Source organism: Bacillus sp. AK031, from assembly GCF_053903065.1.
Map to the genome: position 1 here is coordinate 1,226,488 of NZ_CP096424.1, position 17,085 is coordinate 1,243,572.

Here is a 17,085-nt window from a genome sequence, read left to right on the forward strand (position 1 = left end):
TTTCTCCAGTTATTTCCCTTATCTTAATGGTTAACCAATAAAAGGCATATTAAATGGTTAATTTTGAATCTAAAGGGAAAATTGGTTATGATTATAGCGGTAGAATAGGAAAGTAAGAGGTGTAAAACGTGTTAAAATCATTTTTGCCTAATGAGCAAGTAAAAGATGTTTTCCAAATAAAACCCGAAACTTTAAAGAAACAAGGGATTAAGGCAATTATTACAGATCTTGATAATACATTGGTCGAGTGGGATAGAGCCCAGGCGACCCCTAAGTTAATCAAATGGTTTAAGTTAATGCAGGATCACGGGATTATGGTTACTGTTGTTTCTAATAATAATGAAGATCGAGTCAAAAGCTTTGCAGAGCCATTGGACATCCCTTTTATTTTTCAAGCGAGAAAGCCGATGGGCAGAGCGTTTAAACGTGCGATAAACGAAATGGGCGTGAAAAGGGAAGAGACTGTCGTTGTCGGAGATCAGCTGTTGACAGACGTTCTTGGCGGCAACCGCAGTGGATTCTATACGATACTGGTTGTCCCTGTGGCACAGACAGACGGATTCATCACAAAGTTTAATCGTAAAGTTGAAAGAAGGATCATGAACTTTTTTAAACGTAAAGGCATGATTCAATGGGAGGAAGAAAAGTGACCAAGATTGTATGTACGGGATGCGGAGTCGGCATTCAAACCGAAGATAAGGACAAATTAGGGTATGCACCCGCGTCATCGTTGGAAAAAGAGGAAATTGTCTGCCAAAGATGCTTTCGATTAAAGCACTATAATGAAGTGCAGGATGTTTCTTTGACAGATGATGACTTCCTGAAGATCCTGAATGAAATCGGGAAAGGGGAAGGCCTCATTGTAAAAGTTGTCGATATATTTGATTTCAATGGCAGCTGGCTCCCTGGCCTGCACCGGTTTGTAGGGAACAATCCGGTTCTCTTGATCGGCAATAAAGTTGATTTGCTGCCGAAATCGGTGAAGCCGTCTAAATTAATCAACTGGATGAAGTATCAGGCAAAGCAACTGGGCCTTAAGCCGGTCGATGTGAAGCTGATGAGCGCTGCTAAAGGACAATTTATTGAGGAAGCAGTTGAAGCAATAGAAGAATACAGAAAAGGTAAAAGTGTTTACGTTGTTGGATGTACGAATGTTGGAAAATCAACATTCATCAATCGTGTCATCCATCATGTTACAGGGGAAAAGGACATTATTACAACTTCCCATTTCCCGGGAACGACCCTTGATATGATTGAAATTCCATTGGATGACGGAGAGGCCCTGATCGATACACCGGGAATCATCAACCATCATCAAATGGCTCACTATGTAGATAAGAGAGATCTTAAATACATTACTCCGAAAAAAGAAATTAAGCCGAAGGTGTTTCAATTAAATGAAGGCCAGGCATTATTCTTTGGAGGTTTGTCCCGTTTCGATTATTTAAGCGGAGGGCGCCGTTCGTTTGTATGTTACCTTTCTAATGAGCTGAATATCCACCGAACTAAAGTGGAGAATGCTGATGAGCTTTACAGCAACCATGCAGGTGAGATGCTTCAGCCGCCAAGAAAGGATGATCTTGACCAGTTTCCTGAACTTGTCCGTCATGAATTCAAGATCAAGGAAGGGAAAACAGATATTGTTTTTTCAGGGCTTGGCTGGGTAACAATCAATGATCCTGGAGCAACAATCGCTGCCCATGTTCCAAAAGGGGTAAGTGTTTTTATGAGAAAATCACTTATTTAAGCCCTGAAACAGACTGAATATATGGGAGGTTTCCCGATGAAGACATTGTATGGTGTAATCGGAAATCCGATCGCTCACTCGATGTCCCCTCTTATGCATAACGATGCTTTTAAAGCGAATGGGCTGGACAGCCATTATCAGCCTTTTCTGGTGAATAGCGGTGATTTGCAGAAGGCGGTTGAGGCATTGAGGATTTTAGGAGTCAAAGGCTTCAATGTCACAATCCCGCACAAAACAGCCATTATACCTTTCCTGGATGAAATAGATCCGCTTGCAGAGGCCATTGGTGCAGTCAACACGGTAGTAAGAAAAGCTGACCGCTTCATTGGCTATAACACGGATGGTCTGGGATTTTTCCGATCATTGAAAGAGAGCTGTCCATTTCCCATTGAGGATAAAAAAGTATTGATCATCGGTGCTGGAGGAGCTGCGAGGGCTATATTTTATTCGCTTGCAGCTTCAGGGATGAAACACATCGATATTAGTAATCGTACAGTTTCAAAAGGGGAAAATATCATAAAAGAATGTCCGTTTTCATGTCAGTCGGCTGCCCTTACGATTCAGCAGGCTCAACAGGATTTGGAGAAATATGATATTATAGTCCAAACCACTTCTGTCGGTATGTATCCTGAAATAGAAGCTATGCCTTTTGAAGTGTCCCGTATTAAAGAGGGGGCATTCATTTCAGATATTATATATAACCCGCTTTCCACCAAGATGATCAAAACATTCCGGTCTCTTGGCGGTCATGGAGAAAATGGTATTGGGATGTTCGTACATCAAGGAGCAATGGCATTCGAATTATGGACAGGGATCAAACCCGATTCCTGTCGAATGAGAAAAATAGTTCAACAACATCTGGGAGGTTAATATGTTAACTGGCAAACAAAAAAGATTTCTTCGTTCTGAGGCTCACCATCTAAGCCCGATTTTTCAAGTCGGAAAAGGCGGGGTCAATGACAATATGATTAAACAGATAAGCGAAGCATTAGAAGCAAGAGAATTAATGAAAATAAGTGTACTGCAAAACTGCGATGAAGATAAGGATACCGTGGCTGAAGAAATTGCTTCCGGTGCAGGGGCGGATATCGTTCAAATCATTGGCAACACCATTATCCTGTACAAAGAATCCAAAGAAAATAAACGGATTGTCTTTCCTAAATAAAAGGAGTCCTCTATGAAAAAAAGAGTTGGATTGCTGGGCGGTACATTCAATCCCCCACACCTGGGACATTTGATTATCGCTAACGAAGTGCTTTCACAACTGAATTTGGACGAGGTCAGGTTTATGCCTGCCGGTATCCCGCCTCATAAAAAGCTAACAGGAGATACCACTTCTCACCAAAGAAAACGGATGGTTGAAGAAGCGATAAAGGAACATCCGCAGTTCATCCTTGAATCAGTCGAGCTGGACAGGGAAGGTACATCCTATACTTATGAGACGGTTCAACTGCTCACAGAAAGGGAGCCTGACTCTCAGTTTTATTTCATTATCGGAGGAGATATGATTGAATATCTTCCAAAGTGGCATAAAATTAATGAGCTTTCACAGCTGGTCCAGTTTACAGGCGTCAAGAGGCCTGGCTATAAGGAGAATACTCCTTATAATGTAAAAATGGTGAAAGTCCCTCAGATTGAAATCTCTTCTACGATGATCCGAGACAGAATCTCTACAGGCAGGACAATCAAGTTTCTCGTGCCTGAAAGGGTTTCAGATTATATCAGGGAGGAGAAACTATATGAAAAGAGATAAAGCACTCAGTCTTGTGAAGCCACAGCTGACGGAGCACCGCTATCAGCATACTTTGGGAGTGGTTGAGTCGGCGCTTGATCTGGCTGAAAGGTATGGTGTTGACCTCTACAAAGCTGAAATGGCAGCCATTTTCCATGATTATGCAAAATTTCGTCCAAAAGACGAAATGAGAGAGATCATTGAAACACAGAACCTGGATGACAGGCTGCTCCGGTATAATACTGAATTATGGCATGCCCCTGTGGGAGCCTATCTGGTAGAAAAAGAAACAGGGATGGGTGATGAAGAGATATTGAATTCCATCCGTTTCCATACTTCCGGCAGGCCGGGCATGACACAGCTGGAGAAAGTCATTTATCTTGCGGATTATATTGAGCCGGGCAGACATTTTCCAGGTGTAGATGAAGTAAGGGAACAAGCTAAACATAATCTTGACCAGGCATTGATAAGTTCCATCAGAAATACAATCGGATTTCTCATGAAAAAAAATCAGGCTGTTTTTCCTGATACATTTTATACATTCAATGAGTTAGTTCTAAATTATAGGAGTTGATATGATGAACAGTAAAGACTTGCTTTCAGTTGCTTATAAAGCAGCTGATGATAAAAGGGCAGAAGATATTGTGGCTCTTGATATGAAAGGTATTTCATTGATAGCTGACTACTTCGTCATTTGCCATGGTAATTCAGACAAACAGGTCCAAGCCATTGCCCGGGAGCTGAAAGAGAAAGCTGAAGAATCAGGGACAGACGTAAAACGGATGGAAGGATTTGATGAAGCCCGCTGGGTACTGGTTGATATGGGTGACGTCGTTGCACATGTGTTCCATCGTGAAGAAAGAGGATACTACAAACTCGAAAGGCTTTGGGGAGATGCCCCGATTGTTGATGTCAGCAGCGAGATCGAACAATGAGCTATCAGCAATTCGCCTACATCTATGATTATCTGATGAGGGATGTCCCTTATGATTCATGGGTGGAGTACATCAATAAACAGGCGAAACAATACCTGGTAAAAGGAAAAGCGCTTTTGGATATAGGCTGCGGGACCGGTGAACTCCCGTTAAGGCTCATGAAAGAAGGGTATTCGGTTACTGGGGTTGATTTGTCTGAAGATATGCTTTTTATTGCACGGGAAAAAGCTCAAGATGAGGGGCTCACACTGCCCTTATTTCAACAGGATATGAGTGAGCTTGAAGGAATGGGCACATTTGATATCATTACGATTTTTTGTGATTCATTAAATTATCTGGAGAACGAAGAGAAGGTTGTCAGTACTTTCAATAAGGTCAAAGACCACCTTGCTGAAGACGGAATTTTTCTGTTTGATGTTCACTCCATCTTTAAGATTACACAAATCTTCCTGAATGAAACCTTTACTTATAATGATGAAGATGTTTCTTATATTTGGGACTGCTTCCCTGGTGAAGCTCCCAACAGTGTGGAGCACGAGCTTACCTTCTTTGTCAAAGATGATGAAAGCGGGCAATATGAACGCATCGATGAATTTCACCATCAGCGGACGTACCCGGTTTTAACATTGCAGAACTGGCTTGAAGAGGCAGGGTTTAGTGTTTTATCCGTCACCGCTGATTTTTTGGATGTATATCCGGGAGATCAAAGTGAAAGAATTTTTTTTGCATGCAAAAAAGCATAATAGTAAAGAGGCAGGCTGTTGAATTGCAGCCTGCCGTTTTTTTAAATAATAAAGGATTTGAAGAATACTTCTAGAATATAATAATAAGGTCACAGACCAAACTGCTGTTTTGTTTCCTTTAAATCTTCATCAAACTTCTTATGTGTCGCCTTGAATAAATCATTAAACAGTTCCCCGATATTTGCTTCCATTGCAGAAATACCTTCGCCTGTAATACCGCCCTTAACGCAAACCTTCTCTTGAAGTGCTGCCAGTGTATAAATTTCCTTTTTTAGAAGTTCTCCAAGGCCGATTAACATTTCAGATGCCAGCACTGTTGCTGTCTGCTCGTCAATTTTTGTTTCACTGACTGCCCCTTGAATGAATTTCCTCGTTAAATAAGTGAAAAAAGCCGGTCCACAGCTGACAATATCCGAAGAAACCCTGGTGATATTCTCGTCAATAACGACAGGTGTAGAGACAGCGCTTAACAACTTCCATATCGCTTCCTGCCATTCTGATGAGCATTTTCTCCCATATGAAAATAAGGATACCCCGCTCAGTGCCCTGTTTGTTATGCTCGGAATCACTCTCATACATGAACAGTCCACAAGCGATTCTATTTGGTCAACACTGATCGGGCTGGTTATGGATACAATGCATTTATCCTTCGTAAAGCAGCCTGGATTATTATTTAAAAGGGGATATATATCCAAAGGTTTCACACAAATAAAAATCACATCAGAATCATTGATGAGATCAGCCGGTTGATCATATACTGAAATCCCTTTAAATTTGTTCTGGATTTTTTCAGCTTTTTCCTTTGTGCGATTGACGACATTGAGGTCAGAAGGAGAAATTGCTCCTGCCTCAATAAATGCTTCAATTAAGATGCCGCCCATATTGCCTGTTCCCACTATTCCTACCTTCATGTGCAGCCCTCCTTCTTCACACATCTTTTTTCATAACTACAAGTTTATCCATTGGTTTCAATTAACCTTCTCTTACCATTCCTATGATTTTTAAAAACCGAATATACCTAATATACAAAGGAGGGAAATCATGCTCCGATCAATGTTTAATAAGTATAAAGCCCCGATTGCTATTCTCATGACAGCTGTTTTTTTCATAGCCGTTTATATTATCAGGCCTGATGAACAAAAAAACGTTGTTGTGGAAGAAGGGGTGCAGGTGGAAAGTGTTGATACTCCTGCTGCAATTGTAATGAATGACGAGGGAAACACTGAACAGAAAGTGGCGAATGAGATTTTTGTCGATGTAAAAGGAGCCGTGAAAAAACCAGGCATCTACAAAGCGGTCATGGGGGAAAGGGTGAATGACCTGATAATCAGAGCCGGTGGTTTTACTCAGGATGCGGGGGAGGATAGCGTGAATCTTGCCCAGAAAGTCGTGGATGAAATGGTTGTTTATGTCCCTGAGGAAGGTGAGGAGGGGGCTGCCGCTGTTCCTTCTATTACAGATACACAAGGAGAAGCGGTTTTGGATATCAATGCGGCTGAGAAGGAGGATTTCGAAAAACTTCCAGGTATCGGTCCCTCTAAAGCAGAAGCCATTATTGTCTACAGAACTGAAAATGGCCCCTTCAAAACAATTGACGAATTAAAAGAAGTTTCCGGTATTGGTGATGGGACATTTGCCAAACTGAAAGATTCCGTCACAGTCCGCTAAATCTGTAAAAAGGATTGACGGAAGCGCAGCTTTGTCATTACACTCAAATTAACACTTATTTACTAGCTGCTCTTTTTTGTATACATATGGTAAACAGATCGGGCAATCTGACACAAGGATAACTTGGAAGGGGTTTTGTACATGTCACGAATTTCATGGAATCACTACTTTATGGCCCAATCACACTTACTGGCTTTACGGAGCACTTGTACCCGTTTGACAGTCGGAGCGACTATTGTGAGGGACAAGCGGATTATTGCAGGAGGCTATAATGGATCAATTGCAGGAGGAGTCCATTGTGTGGATGAAGGGTGTTATGTCATCGATAATCACTGTGTCAGGACCATTCATGCAGAAATGAATGCTATCCTGCAGTGTGCGAAGTTTGGTGTCGGTACGGAAGGTGCTGAAATATATGTAACCCATTTCCCTTGTCTTCAATGCTGCAAGGCGATCATTCAGGCAGGGATCAAAAAGGTATTTTATGCAGAAAGCTATAAAAACCATCCGTATGCCATCGAATTATTTGACCAGGCTGGCGTTCATCTTGAACAGGTTCCGTTTACAGAATCGGGAATAGATGACCAGGGAAAGAAGTTCAGTCAGCAAATGCTGGACAAGCTCGAAGAACTGGGATTAAACAGTACAGAGTTAACTCAGTATCGTGACCAATATGAAAAAATCTTTAAAGGATAACAGCTGATGAAAAAAGGACAATTAATATATCCCGCCTTGTCAGTAGTAACTGGTACTCTGCTTGCACTTCATTTTCATTGGGGTGCATTTTTTCTCTTCACTTTCCTCATACTGTTATTTACCCGAAACCTCCCTTCCGTTCCGCTTGTTTTATCCCTCTGCCTGCTTATCGCTTCATTTATGTTAACCTCTAATAAAGGAGATCCCCCTAATTCAAACCTTTCCCCTTCTCAAATACCTTTTACCGTCACCTTTCGGGAAGCCCCTAAAATTGATGGAGACAGTTTAAGAGGCTTCATTAAAGTGAATGACAGTGAGAAAGCAATACTACATTATAGGATTCCTGATAAAAGACAAAAAGAATTGCTAGAGAAGATGGATTTTACGGAATTAGCATGCAATGTTCCGGGTGAATTATCCCGTCCGCAGTCAGCGAGAAACGAGAACGCCTTCAACTATGCAGAATATCTTCACGCTAAGGGTGTTGAATGGACCCTTAGAGTAAATCATTTATCAGCTGAGCAATGCGTTATCCGAAGGCTGCCGCTTATAGAAAAGCTGGCTGTGTGGAGGGAGAAAGGGTTGAGATCAATTGATGAACACTACCCTGAAAGGGCTGGCGCGATTGCTGCTGCTCTCGTATTTGGTAACAGGGACAGAATTCCAGATGAGATCACCACAGGGTACCAGCGCCTGGGTGTAATCCACCTTCTGGCGATTTCCGGCCTGCATGTAGGCATGTTGTTTGGCATTCTATTCTTTTGCTTTCTAAGAGCAGGGATTGCAAGGGAGCATGTTAAAGTGATTCTGCTTGTGATACTTCCTCTGTATGTTATTTTGACTGGTGGAGCTCCCCCTGTAATAAGAGCTGCCGGCATCATGGGTGCCTTGCTGGTATCGAGCTTCCTAAAATGGAAAATGACAGCTGCCGATGCCCTGTCGTTGGTTTTAATCAGCTACCTATTAGTTGACCCGCTAATCCTTAAAGACATAGGCTTTCAATTGTCATTTAGTGTTAGTTTTGCCCTTGTTTTATCTTCGAAAATCCTTCTGGACCAAGGAGACCCTGCGTGGAAGACGATCTTTAAAGTAACTGCTGTTTGTCAGATTGCTTCTATTCCGGTCCTTCTATGGCATTTTTACGAATTCTCTCTCATTGGCTTTGGAGTGAATACGTTCTATGTCCCCTTCTTTACAATCATACTTCTTCCGCTCGCGCTGCTTTCTTTCCTATTGCTTCAACTATTTCCTCCTGGAGGCAGAATTTTGATATTCCTGATGGAAAATGCGGTCCTTTTCATCGATTTCATAACCCTTAAATTAACTAATCTGCCATTGGTCACGTTTTCAGCAGGAAAACCAATATTGATACTAATGTGTTTGTATATCCTTTCCATTTTTTTCTTTTTTGTCAAGGCAGAAAAAGTAAAATGGACAATCGCTGTATTCCCGCTGATCTTTTTACTGGGAGCGGATAAGTATTCGGATTTCATCGATCCATATGGTGAACTCATCATGGTGGATGTCGGCCAGGGGGATTGCATTATCATCAAGCTTCCCCGCAATGAAGGGGTCTATATGATCGATACAGGAGGTGTTATGTCATTTTCGGAAGAGCCGTGGCAGAAGAGAACTAATGAATATTCCCTAAGCACCCATGTCCTGATGCCGTTATTAAAAAGCAAGGGCATTGATAAGATCGACAAGCTCATTTTGACACACAGTGATTTTGACCATGTTGGTACTGTGGTTGAACTGATGGAAAATATTGAGATTGAGAAAATCTATATTTCTCCAGGCTCAGAAAGAAGCAAAGCCGTCAAAGCAATTATCGAAAAGGGGAATAAAAAAGAAATTCAAATCAAGAAGGCTAAAGCAGGTGAAAGCTGGAGTGAAAACAGCGGGAGTTTCATGTTTTTATACCCATTTGATGAGCATTATGAAGGGAATAATGATTCTTTGGTGCTTTATGGTGAATTCGGGGGTAAAAAATGGCTGTTTACCGGTGACTTGGAGAAGGAAGGGGAGCGGGAGCTGATTCAAAGATGGAGGATTGATGTGGATGTTTTAAAAGTCGGGCATCATGGAAGCTCCACTTCTTCAAGCGCGCCTTTTCTCTCTGTATTAACGCCGGATTATGCTTTAATTTCAGCAGGGGTGAACAACCGGTACGGACATCCGAGTCCTGAGGTGGTCGGCAGGCTCGAAGAAGGAGAAGTTAAGGTTTACAGCACTGCGGTCCACGGCGGAATCCATTATAAATTTTTAGGCAGAAGTGGAACGTTTACAACGATACTCCCATAAGATGTATTACGAATAACAGAACGAAAAAGGAGTTCGTCAAGTGACGAACTCCCATGCTTACTCATTAAGAACCTATGTACTTAATGACTACAGCCATTATGAACAATGTGGCAAAGAAACCGAAAGATACGATGAAACCAACGCCAGAATCAATTGCATCATTTCTTTTCGATTGGACATTTTTTTCGAATTCGTTCATAAGTACCCCTCCTATTTCTATCTTAGTATAGATGATTCCATTGAAAAAATCTATACTTGCACTTTACATTTTCCTTTACTGACAAGAGTTGTCACATATATGTTCACATTCTCTGGTGACACTAATATTTACAAGGGAGATACCGCCGGTCAAAAAGGGTCCTAGGTCTTTTTCATCGGCGTTAAATATAGATTTAGGGGGTGTCCTCATCCTTGGGCGTCCCCTTTCCACTTGTCAAAACCGCCAGGCTTTTTTAGGATAGTATTATCTAGAGAAAATGGAGAGTGCGACTTTGGTTATTGATATTTGGAAGAAAATCGAGAACAAACAATTTGCCAGCATATACTTATTATATGGAAAAGAATCCTTTTTGATAAATGAAACGAAGCAAAAAATTGTCGGACAAGCTGTTTCTGAAGAAGAGGTGGACTTTAACTTTTCAGTTTATGATCTTGAAGAGACACCCGTCGAGACAGCCATAGAGGATGCTGAAACGTTTCCATTTATGGGGGAAAGGCGTGTGGTCGTTCTACATAATCCCGTATTTTTGACCGCTGAAAAAACGAAGGAGAAAGTTGAACATAACATCAAAAAATTTGAACAGTATCTTTCTTCCCCATCTCCATATACCATCCTTGTCATTTCTGCTCCTTATGAAAAGCTTGATGAGCGCAAGAAAATCACTAAACAATTAAAAAAGCAGGCAGAAGTACTTGAAGCGAAAAAATTGAATGAAAAAGAATTAAGAACATGGGTGAGAGAAAGAGCGGCATCCAATACGGTTCAAATCGATGAAGGAGCCATCGACTTGCTGCTTGCTCTTGCAGGCACCAACTTGATGATGCTTACACAGGAAATTGACAAGCTGTCTTTGTATGTCAGTGAAACCAGCCGGATTGATGAAACGGTTGTGGAAGCATTGACTGCCCGTTCTTTGGAACAAAATATTTTCGCTCTGGTGGAAAAAGTAGTTCAGCGAAAAACAGAAGAAGCATTGCGGATCTATTATGATTTATTGAAGCAAAATGAAGAACCCATCAAGATACTTGCGGTTTTATCTGGTCAATTCAGGCTTATTTACCAAGTGAAGGAATTGGCAAGAAGAGGATACGGCCAGCAGAAGATCGCTGGATTTTTAAGGGTCCATCCGTTCAGGGTCAAACTCGCAGCCGGCCAGGCTAAACACTTTACAGATAAACAGCTCTCAACCATCATTGAGCTCCTCTCCCAGGGAGACTATGAAATGAAAACAGGCAGACAAAAGAAAGAAATGATTATTGAACTTTTTTTATTTAAGATACATGAACAGTCTTTGAGTAATTCCAGATAATAAAGTATCGGGTGAAACGGAATCACCTGCACTGTATGAATTACAAAGAGACAAAAAAAGATCCCTCATTTTGAGGGATCTTTTTTTAAGTCAATTAGTTAACTTTTTTCATTAAGCGTGATTTTGAACGATCAGCAGCGTTTTTGTGGATAAGACCTTTTTGTGCTGCTTTATCTAAATGCTTAACTGCTTGAGCTACTAGTTCTTTAGCGTTATCATCATTGTTTTGTGCAGCAGCTTCCGCTTTTTTAACAGCAGTACGCATAGATGATTTTACAGTTGCGTTTTGTGCATTTCTTGCTTCGCTCGTTTTTACGCGTTTGATAGCAGATTTAATATTTGGCATTCCTGTCACCTCCTACAAAGCGATCGAGAATTATATTCAACTCGATTTTACAATTCTTAAAATTAATCAGAACAAATGATATTTTATCAAATCAGGGTATATAATGCAATACTCTTCATTTGAAAAGATATCAGGTGAATGAAAGTTTCTTTAAAGGCAAAGATAAAGGTAATGAAGCTAAGCATAAGGGGGCTGTCAAAATGGAAGAGAAAGAAACGGTCGATTTAAGTCAATATTCTATCAGAACCGATCTTGCTGTTGAAGCAAGAGAGATGGTACTTGCCGAAAAAAGCAAAGATGCTGAAAAGGCTGAACAGGTATCAGAGTTAAAAGGCGTCATCGTAAATGAAAAAGAGATTGAAGGAATAACGGTCTCACACGTTAAAATTACGGAAGAAGGCCAAGAATTGCTGGGGAAAAAGGCTGGTAATTACCTGACAATAGAAGCTCATGGAATCAGGCAGAGCCAAGCCGCACTTCAACAAAAAGTAGAGGAAGTTTTTGCTAAGGAGTTTAGTGCCTTCTTGAAAGAGAAAGGAATAAGTCAAGACGCGAGCTGCCTGATTGTAGGGCTTGGGAACTGGAATGTCACACCCGATGCATTGGGGCCTCTTGTTTGTGAAAATTTGATTGTAACTAGACATCTTTTTGAATTGCAGCCTGAAGCGGTTGAAGAAGGCTATCGCTCAGTATCCGCACTTTCTCCTGGAGTCATGGGGCTCACCGGGATTGAAACAAGTGACATTATATACGGGGTAGTCGAGAAATCGAAACCGGACTTTATTATAGCAATCGATGCCCTTGCCTCACGTTCAATTGAGAGAGTCAACTCTACTATTCAAATTTCAGATACGGGCATCCATCCAGGTTCAGGGGTAGGGAATAAACGAAAAGGTCTGGATGAAGAGACTCTCGGAGTCCCGGTTATTGCAATCGGAATCCCTACGGTGGTGGATGCTGTTACGATCGCAAGTGATACAGTGGATTTTCTTCTTAAGCATTTTGGCAAAGAGCTTAATGAAGGAGATAGGCCTTCCCGTTCTTTGGCTCCTGCCGGCATGACGTTCGGTGAAAGGAGAAAGCTGACAGAAGAGGATCTTCCGGAAGAACATCACCGGAAAACCTTCCTTGGGATTGTTGGCACTCTTGAGGACCAGGAAAAAAGGAAGCTCATTCATGAAGTGTTATCACCGATAGGCCATAATCTAATGGTAACGCCAAAGGAAGTCGATGTTTTCATTGAAGACATGGCCAATCTGGTGGCGAGCGGGCTGAATGCGGCTCTGCACAGTGCGGTTGATCAGGAAGATGCCGGGTTTAAAACACATTGATTCAAGAAGTACAAGCTCACTGGGCTTGTACTTTTTATATGCTGGAATGTTGTCCGCAGCCGGAAAGGGATCATCATTGTAACAACATCAAATTCACAAAACGACTTCTCTATTTCAGTTCTACTTTTTCTATCTCTATCATAATTTGTACTAGAGTCGGACAGGAAGGGTGGAAATATGAAGTCGTATAAGTCGTCCAATTATGTTGTAGCAGTGAATCTAACGACAATTGTTAAAGGAATATTGGCATTTGTTTTTGGCCTCCTTTCGATTTTTTCATTGTCTGGAATCCTTACGTCGCTAAAACCTGAATACAGAATCGCATCCAGTTCCGTCAATCATGCAACAGAGCATGTATCAGGGGAGATGTTATATAACCTCTTCACTATGGAAAACAGGGCGTTTGAATCAGCTCAACCTGCAGAGGTGGAACTGCCGTCGATGTCCAATCTCATTTTCAGGATGGCGACGAATGTCAGTTTTCAGGATCCCCGCAGTTTCCTTGGAAGGGAACTCCCAGGGTTTTCAATTTTTGACTCAGACATTCTCGTTGCCGGGGAAGGCACCGATTTTACTAATATGCCGTTTGAATCGGTCCCGCCTGCGGAAGTATTGAATCCTGATAATGATGCACAGCTTCAGAATACAGAAAAAATCGAAAATCCATCTTCAGGGGAGAATACCAATAACTCAGGATTGACGACAGGGGATAAAAAAACAGTTTACCTTTACTTTACACATACTCGTGAATCCTATTTGCCATACTTGAAAGATGTAAATAATCCGGATCTTGCCCATCATTCACAAATAAATGTCACCAAAGTTGGAGATAAATTAAAAGAAGAGCTGGAAAACAGGGGAATCGGAACGATGATCGACAAAACCGATATTATCGCAAACCTCAACAAGAAAGGCCTTGACTATTGGTATGCCTACCAGGAATCGCGGCCAGTTGCCCAGGCGGCGATGGCCGGAAATAAAGATTTGATCTACTTAATTGATATCCACAGGGATTCCCAGAGAAAAGACATCACGACTGCGACAATAAACGGTCAGCCATATGCAAAACTGGCTTTCGTAGTCGGGGCAGAGCATCCAAATTATGAAAAGAACTTAAAGATAGCAAAAGAACTTCATAACCAGCTTGATACAAAATATAAAGGAATCTCACGAGGGGTTTTCGTTAAGAAAGGCAGCGGGACAAACGGGAAATTCAATCAGGATTTAACGGCAAATTCACTACTGGTCGAATTTGGCGGAGTCGACAATACATTTGAAGAATTAAACCGGTCATCAGCTGCTTTAGCGGACGTGTTTTCAGAGTATTATTGGCAGGCGGATAAAGTAGGGCATGTCATCTCGGCACCTGCATCAAGCGAATAGAGGTACAGGATTTTAAACATTGAAGTAAAGGATGAGCAAGATGAAACGTTTCATGTTAAAAAGCATACTGTTGGTTTCAATATTATTCATCGGCGTTCTCATCGGGATGCAAAAAGCAAACGATGGGATCAGGGATATGAAGGGGTATGATGACGAGGCTTTTGGGACTCCCCTGACAGTATCCGAAGACGAGGCGGGGAATATCGAAGCGTCCCTTTTGGGGCAGGAGATGGGGAGTGCCTCTATTTCCGAGAAGAAAAAAAAGCTGGAGGAAATGAAAAGCTTTAATTTCTTTTCCGAAATCGGGAAATCAGTCGCCGGCATCATAAAAGGACTGGCAGAAAAAACAGTGGAATTTGTTTCATCTTTGATTTGATAAAGAGGACGCTTGCTGGCGTTCTCTTTTTTTTAAGAGATAAGAAAGTATAAAAAAGATGGTATGGAAATTAGGTGGCGGTTCTGAATCCAGCTCCAGCGCCTAGCCCCGACAAGCATAAGCCAATCCGTCAAGAAGGTTAAAGAGCAACCTTCCCGCCGGCTCGTCTTATGCTTGTCGGGGCTGACCAAGGCGCTTGCGCTTTTTTTATGTATCGCTCTTTTCGTAAATATTGTTCGGACAAATACCCATGAAAAATCATACCGAAAGCATATACTATAAAACACAGGGGATGGAATCCTAAATTAAGCATTCATCCTGCCGCTATGGTTATGATTGAATATTGCTATATGTACTGCTATAATTCAAAATAGTGTACATGCGTCGATTAACAGGAGTTGAAAGTAATGAACCGTGAGGAAAAATTAAAAAGACAACAGAAAATCCGTAACTTTTCTATCATTGCACATATAGATCATGGAAAATCTACTTTGGCTGATAGAATTCTTGAAAAAACAAAAGCATTGACTGCCAGAGAAATGAAAGAGCAGCTGCTTGATTCAATGGACCTCGAAAGAGAACGTGGAATAACGATCAAGCTTAATTCTGTTCAACTAAAATATCAGGCAAAAGATGGGGAAGAATATATTTTCCATTTGATTGATACACCGGGCCACGTCGACTTCACATACGAAGTTTCCCGAAGCCTGGCAGCTTGTGAAGGCGCAGTTCTCGTCGTCGATGCAGCCCAAGGGATTGAAGCACAGACGTTAGCCAATGTTTATTTGGCACTCGACAACAATCTTGAAATACTGCCGGTAATAAATAAAATTGACCTGCCGGCTGCAGACCCTGAACGTGTAAGACAAGAGGTGGAAGATGTCATTGGACTGGATGCATCGGAAGCAGTCCTTGCATCTGCCAAAGCGGGAATCGGCATTGAGGATATCCTGGAACAGGTGGTTGAAAAAGTTCCTGCCCCAGAGGGAGATCCGGATAACCCGCTGCAGGCTCTGATTTTTGATTCCTTATATGATTCGTATCGAGGAGTCATTGCGTATATCCGTGTGGTAGAAGGTTCTGTCAAGGTCGGCGACAAAATCAAGATGATGGCGACCGGCAAGGAATTTGAAGTCAATGATGTCGGAGTGTTCACGCCAAAAGCGACTTCAACCAAAGAATTGACTGTCGGAGATGTAGGCTACTTAACGGCTGCAATCAAGAATGTCGGAGATACTCGTGTAGGTGATACCATTACGGGTGCAAAGAATCCTGCCGATAAGCCTCTTCCAGGTTATAGAAGGCTTAATCCGATGGTTTACTGTGGTTTATATCCGATTGATTCTGCTAAATACAATGATCTCCGTGAAGCGTTGGAAAGACTGGAACTGAATGATTCAGCCCTTCAATACGAGCCGGAAACATCCCAGGCGCTCGGATTTGGTTTCAGATGCGGATTCCTTGGATTACTTCATATGGAAATCATCCAGGAACGTATAGAACGTGAATTCAAAATTGATTTGATTACGACAGCGCCAAGTGTTATTTACAATGTCCATATGACAGATGGCGAAGAATTGAAGGTAGATAATCCTTCCATGATGCCTGACCCGCAAAAGGTCGAGAGTGTTGAGGAACCTTATGTAAAAGCGACAATGATGGTACCTAATGACTATGTTGGAGCCGTCATGGAATTATGCCAGGGTAAACGGGGCAATTTCATCGATATGCAATATATGGATGAAACACGCGTCAACATCGTGTACGAAATTCCATTGGCTGAAATTGTCTATGATTTCTTTGATCAGTTGAAATCAAGCACAAAAGGCTATGCGTCATTTGATTATGAATTAATCGGATATAAAGAGTCCAAGCTTGTGAAAATGGATATTCTTTTAAATGGAGAACAGGTTGATGCTTTAAGCTTCATCGTCCATAGAGACTTTGCTTATGATAGAGGGAAAATCATCGTTGATAAATTAAAGGAACTCATTCCGAGACAGCAGTTTGAGGTTCCGATCCAGGCAGCGATCGGCCAGAAAATCGTGGCACGTTCCACGATTAAAGCCATCCGTAAAAACGTCCTTGCTAAATGTTACGGCGGAGATATTTCACGTAAACGTAAACTTCTTGAAAAGCAAAAAGAAGGTAAGAAGCGAATGAAACAAGTCGGTTCGGTAGAGGTTCCGCAAGAGGCATTCATGGCCGTATTGAAAATGGATGATGACGGTGGTTCTAAGTAAGGGTTATAATATTAAAATTCAAGATCTCGATTTTTAATAACATAAAAATGAA

The 17,085-nt window shown here is 41.7% G+C and carries 19 protein-coding genes; 16 read left to right on the plus strand and 3 right to left on the minus strand.

Annotation, left to right across the window (positions count from 1 at the left end; translation table 11 throughout):
- The first annotated feature begins 128 nt into the window (after positions 1–128).
- Genes M1E09_RS06080 through M1E09_RS06115 form a run of 8 tightly spaced genes read left to right on the plus strand, consistent with a single transcriptional unit; the run spans position 129 to position 5,157 of the window.
- Positions 129–650 (plus strand): YqeG family HAD IIIA-type phosphatase, encoded by a 522-nt coding sequence (locus M1E09_RS06080; RefSeq protein ID WP_456273957.1) that lies wholly within the window; start codon positions 129–131, stop codon positions 648–650.
- A complete protein-coding gene (gene yqeH / locus M1E09_RS06085; protein ID WP_456273958.1) occupies positions 632–1,747 on the plus strand; it encodes a ribosome biogenesis GTPase YqeH in 1,116 nt (371 codons plus the stop codon). Before M1E09_RS06080 ends, yqeH begins: the two co-directional genes overlap by 19 nt.
- A 36-nt stretch (positions 1,748–1,783) precedes the next feature.
- Positions 1,784–2,617, plus strand: a complete 834-nt coding sequence (aroE, locus tag M1E09_RS06090; protein WP_456273959.1) for a shikimate dehydrogenase — start codon at positions 1,784–1,786, stop codon at positions 2,615–2,617.
- 1 nt (position 2,618) lies between these two features.
- Entirely contained in the window at positions 2,619–2,912 is a 294-nt protein-coding gene (gene yhbY, locus M1E09_RS06095) for a ribosome assembly RNA-binding protein YhbY (protein ID WP_456273960.1), read from the plus strand.
- Between the two features lie 12 nt (positions 2,913–2,924).
- The gene (locus M1E09_RS06100; protein ID WP_456273961.1) at positions 2,925–3,500 is read left to right on the plus strand and encodes a nicotinate-nucleotide adenylyltransferase; all 576 of its coding nucleotides are present in this window, start codon (positions 2,925–2,927) and stop codon (positions 3,498–3,500) included.
- On the plus strand, positions 3,487–4,053 hold the full coding sequence (yqeK, locus tag M1E09_RS06105) for a bis(5'-nucleosyl)-tetraphosphatase (symmetrical) YqeK (protein ID WP_456273962.1): 567 nt from the start codon (positions 3,487–3,489) through the stop codon (positions 4,051–4,053). The genes M1E09_RS06100 and yqeK overlap by 14 nt, the downstream gene beginning before the upstream one ends.
- A gap of 4 nt (positions 4,054–4,057) precedes the next feature.
- Positions 4,058–4,414 carry a ribosome silencing factor gene (rsfS, locus tag M1E09_RS06110; RefSeq protein ID WP_456274915.1) on the plus strand — a complete coding sequence of 119 codons (357 nt, stop codon included), beginning with the start codon at positions 4,058–4,060 and terminating at the stop codon, positions 4,412–4,414.
- Positions 4,411–5,157: a class I SAM-dependent DNA methyltransferase gene (locus M1E09_RS06115; protein ID WP_456273963.1), complete on the plus strand. Its 747-nt coding sequence runs from the start codon at positions 4,411–4,413 to the stop codon at positions 5,155–5,157. Before rsfS ends, M1E09_RS06115 begins: the two co-directional genes overlap by 4 nt.
- Before the next feature lie 89 nt (positions 5,158–5,246).
- On the opposite strand, the gene comER is transcribed toward M1E09_RS06115, so the two are convergent.
- Complete coding sequence (gene comER / locus M1E09_RS06120) at positions 5,247–6,068, minus strand: late competence protein ComER (protein ID WP_456273964.1); 822 nt, start codon at positions 6,066–6,068, stop codon at positions 5,247–5,249.
- 130 nt (positions 6,069–6,198) lie between these two features.
- Here comER and M1E09_RS06125 point away from each other — a divergent pair, with 130 nt between their 5' ends.
- The 3 genes from M1E09_RS06125 (at position 6,199) to M1E09_RS06135 (ending at position 9,825) form a co-directional block, all read left to right on the plus strand.
- Entirely contained in the window at positions 6,199–6,825 is a 627-nt protein-coding gene (locus M1E09_RS06125; protein ID WP_456273965.1) for a helix-hairpin-helix domain-containing protein, read from the plus strand.
- 141 nt (positions 6,826–6,966) lie between these two features.
- On the plus strand, positions 6,967–7,521 hold the full coding sequence (locus tag M1E09_RS06130; RefSeq protein WP_456273966.1) for a ComE operon protein 2: 555 nt from the start codon (positions 6,967–6,969) through the stop codon (positions 7,519–7,521).
- Between the two features lie 6 nt (positions 7,522–7,527).
- Positions 7,528–9,825 carry a DNA internalization-related competence protein ComEC/Rec2 gene (locus M1E09_RS06135; RefSeq protein ID WP_456273967.1) on the plus strand — a complete coding sequence of 766 codons (2,298 nt, stop codon included), beginning with the start codon at positions 7,528–7,530 and terminating at the stop codon, positions 9,823–9,825.
- Positions 9,826–9,889: 64 nt separating this feature from the next.
- Here the strand turns inward: M1E09_RS06135 and M1E09_RS06140 are convergent, their stop codons facing one another.
- Positions 9,890–10,024: a YqzM family protein gene (locus M1E09_RS06140; RefSeq protein WP_456273968.1), complete on the minus strand. Its 135-nt coding sequence runs from the start codon at positions 10,022–10,024 to the stop codon at positions 9,890–9,892.
- Positions 10,025–10,316: 292 nt separating this feature from the next.
- On the opposite strand from M1E09_RS06140, the gene holA reads away from it, so the two are divergent.
- Positions 10,317–11,354, plus strand: a complete 1,038-nt coding sequence (gene holA, locus M1E09_RS06145) for a DNA polymerase III subunit delta (RefSeq protein ID WP_456273969.1) — start codon at positions 10,317–10,319, stop codon at positions 11,352–11,354.
- Between the two features lie 94 nt (positions 11,355–11,448).
- On the opposite strand, the gene rpsT is transcribed toward holA, so the two are convergent.
- Entirely contained in the window at positions 11,449–11,700 is a 252-nt protein-coding gene (rpsT, locus tag M1E09_RS06150; protein WP_456273970.1) for a 30S ribosomal protein S20, read from the minus strand.
- Between the two features lie 200 nt (positions 11,701–11,900).
- Between rpsT and gpr the strand changes: the two genes are divergently transcribed.
- From gpr to lepA, 4 genes are all read left to right on the plus strand, one after another.
- On the plus strand, positions 11,901–13,031 hold the full coding sequence (gene gpr, locus M1E09_RS06155) for a GPR endopeptidase (protein ID WP_456273971.1): 1,131 nt from the start codon (positions 11,901–11,903) through the stop codon (positions 13,029–13,031).
- Between the two features lie 177 nt (positions 13,032–13,208).
- Positions 13,209–14,414, plus strand: coding sequence for a stage II sporulation protein P (gene spoIIP / locus M1E09_RS06160; RefSeq protein ID WP_456273972.1), 1,206 nt, complete (start codon positions 13,209–13,211; stop codon positions 14,412–14,414).
- Between the two features lie 40 nt (positions 14,415–14,454).
- The gene (locus tag M1E09_RS06165) at positions 14,455–14,790 is read left to right on the plus strand and encodes a YqxA family protein (RefSeq protein WP_456273974.1); all 336 of its coding nucleotides are present in this window, start codon (positions 14,455–14,457) and stop codon (positions 14,788–14,790) included.
- Positions 14,791–15,197: 407 nt separating this feature from the next.
- Entirely contained in the window at positions 15,198–17,033 is a 1,836-nt protein-coding gene (gene lepA / locus M1E09_RS06170; protein ID WP_456273975.1) for a translation elongation factor 4, read from the plus strand.
- The last annotated feature ends 52 nt before the right edge of the window (positions 17,034–17,085 follow it).

Excerpts from the sequence above, each read along its gene's own strand:
- yhbY (WP_456273960.1), top strand. The coding sequence starts at position 2,619 with ATGTTAACTGGCAAACAAAAAAGATTTCTTCGTTCTGAGGCTCACCAT.
- M1E09_RS06165 (WP_456273974.1), top strand. The coding sequence starts at position 14,455 with ATGAAACGTTTCATGTTAAAAAGCATACTGTTGGTTTCAATATTATTC.
- M1E09_RS06130 (WP_456273966.1), top strand. The coding sequence starts at position 6,967 with ATGTCACGAATTTCATGGAATCACTACTTTATGGCCCAATCACACTTA.
- yqeK (WP_456273962.1), top strand. The coding sequence starts at position 3,487 with ATGAAAAGAGATAAAGCACTCAGTCTTGTGAAGCCACAGCTGACGGAG.
- M1E09_RS06125 (WP_456273965.1), top strand. The coding sequence starts at position 6,199 with ATGCTCCGATCAATGTTTAATAAGTATAAAGCCCCGATTGCTATTCTC.
- M1E09_RS06115 (WP_456273963.1), top strand. The coding sequence starts at position 4,411 with ATGAGCTATCAGCAATTCGCCTACATCTATGATTATCTGATGAGGGAT.
- gpr (WP_456273971.1), top strand. The coding sequence starts at position 11,901 with ATGGAAGAGAAAGAAACGGTCGATTTAAGTCAATATTCTATCAGAACC.
- M1E09_RS06140 (WP_456273968.1), bottom strand. The coding sequence starts at position 10,024 with ATGAACGAATTCGAAAAAAATGTCCAATCGAAAAGAAATGATGCAATT.
- M1E09_RS06135 (WP_456273967.1), top strand. The coding sequence starts at position 7,528 with ATGAAAAAAGGACAATTAATATATCCCGCCTTGTCAGTAGTAACTGGT.
- M1E09_RS06100 (WP_456273961.1), top strand. The coding sequence starts at position 2,925 with ATGAAAAAAAGAGTTGGATTGCTGGGCGGTACATTCAATCCCCCACAC.
- rpsT (WP_456273970.1), bottom strand. The coding sequence starts at position 11,700 with ATGCCAAATATTAAATCTGCTATCAAACGCGTAAAAACGAGCGAAGCA.
- spoIIP (WP_456273972.1), top strand. The coding sequence starts at position 13,209 with ATGAAGTCGTATAAGTCGTCCAATTATGTTGTAGCAGTGAATCTAACG.
- aroE (WP_456273959.1), top strand. The coding sequence starts at position 1,784 with ATGAAGACATTGTATGGTGTAATCGGAAATCCGATCGCTCACTCGATG.
- lepA (WP_456273975.1), top strand. The coding sequence starts at position 15,198 with ATGAACCGTGAGGAAAAATTAAAAAGACAACAGAAAATCCGTAACTTT.
- comER (WP_456273964.1), bottom strand. The coding sequence starts at position 6,068 with ATGAAGGTAGGAATAGTGGGAACAGGCAATATGGGCGGCATCTTAATT.
- yqeH (WP_456273958.1), top strand. The coding sequence starts at position 632 with ATGGGAGGAAGAAAAGTGACCAAGATTGTATGTACGGGATGCGGAGTC.
- rsfS (WP_456274915.1), top strand. The coding sequence starts at position 4,058 with ATGAACAGTAAAGACTTGCTTTCAGTTGCTTATAAAGCAGCTGATGAT.